Below are 1,036 nucleotides of genomic sequence, written 5' to 3'. Positions count from 1 at the left end.
GCGCCCGGCTACGGCAAGCGTTCTGCGCCTGACCAAGCCCCGCGCAGCCGAAGCGACTTCGCTCACCTGCCCGCCCGGGCATGTACTGCTGCATGCATGAAGAGACCGCGCGGGCCGCCATCGACACGTTCCTGTCCGCCTTCAACGCCTCGGACGACGGCTACGTGACCGCTCTGCTCGCCCAGGCCCTGACCTCGGACGTGGTCTTCTGGGGGCCGTTGGGCCGCAGCGAGGGGATCGAGGCGGTCGAGCGGTTCGTCCTCGACATCCGGCGTCACCCCGCCGGGACCGGCACGATGGTGCGCTGCTCGGCGGTCGACATGCCGGGCGAGTGGGCCCGCTACCAGTGGGTCTTCACCACCCCGGACGGCGGCCCCCGCCTGGCGGGAACGGACGTCGTCCACCTGCGCCGGAGCCTCATCGACCAGGTCATCGTCTTCGCGGGAGAGATCGAGCCGGCCGCCATAACCACAACTGCATGACTTTCCGCAACCAGGTCGCCACACCACGCGACCAGCGTGTAGCGTGCGCCACAACAAAGCGACCCCGGGCCGGTGTTAGCGCACCGAGCCGGGGTCTGACCTCCAAGATCAAGGACATTTGATCTCGTGGCTATCGCTCACCTTACCGCTCCCCCCATGGCCGCGCCCGGCTACGGCAAGCGTTCTGCGCCTGACCAAGCCCCGCGCAGCCGAAGCGACTTCGCTCACCTGCCCGCCCGTGAGGCGTCCATCGCCGTTCACATCGACCGGCTTCCCGACGGTGCCGCTGTCGACATCAAGACCCTCGCCAAAGAGCTCCCCGCGTACGGTCAGCAGGCCGTCGCCTCCGCCCTCAAGGCCCTCTCCGCCGCAGGCCACCTGCGCCGCGTCCGGCGCCTCGTCGGGGAAGGGCGTACCCAGTGGGTGTCCCGCTGGTTCTTCTCCCGCACGCCGCGCGGTGACGCCTGGTGGGAGGCGTTCCTGGCCGGCGGCGACGAGAAGCCCGTCCCGGTGAGCCCACCGGCGGCCCCGGCCCCGCGCGAACCACTCGGCGG

At 70.7% G+C, this 1,036-nt stretch carries 1 protein-coding gene and 1 pseudogene; both read left to right on the top strand.

Annotation, left to right across the window (positions count from 1 at the left end; genetic code table 11):
- Positions 1-92: 92 nt before the first annotated feature.
- A complete protein-coding gene (locus tag ACSNOG_RS32790; RefSeq protein WP_436756342.1) occupies positions 93-482 on the top strand; it encodes a nuclear transport factor 2 family protein in 390 nt (129 codons plus the stop codon).
- A 156-nt stretch (positions 483-638) separates the two neighbouring features.
- Positions 639-1,036 (top strand): annotated as a pseudogene (locus ACSNOG_RS32785) (hypothetical protein); the annotation flags it as partial.

Source organism: Streptomyces sp. URMC 124, from assembly GCF_051386455.1.
GTDB lineage: Bacteria > Actinomycetota > Actinomycetes > Streptomycetales > Streptomycetaceae > Streptomyces.
This window is presented reverse-complemented; position numbering and strand designations above follow the sequence as displayed.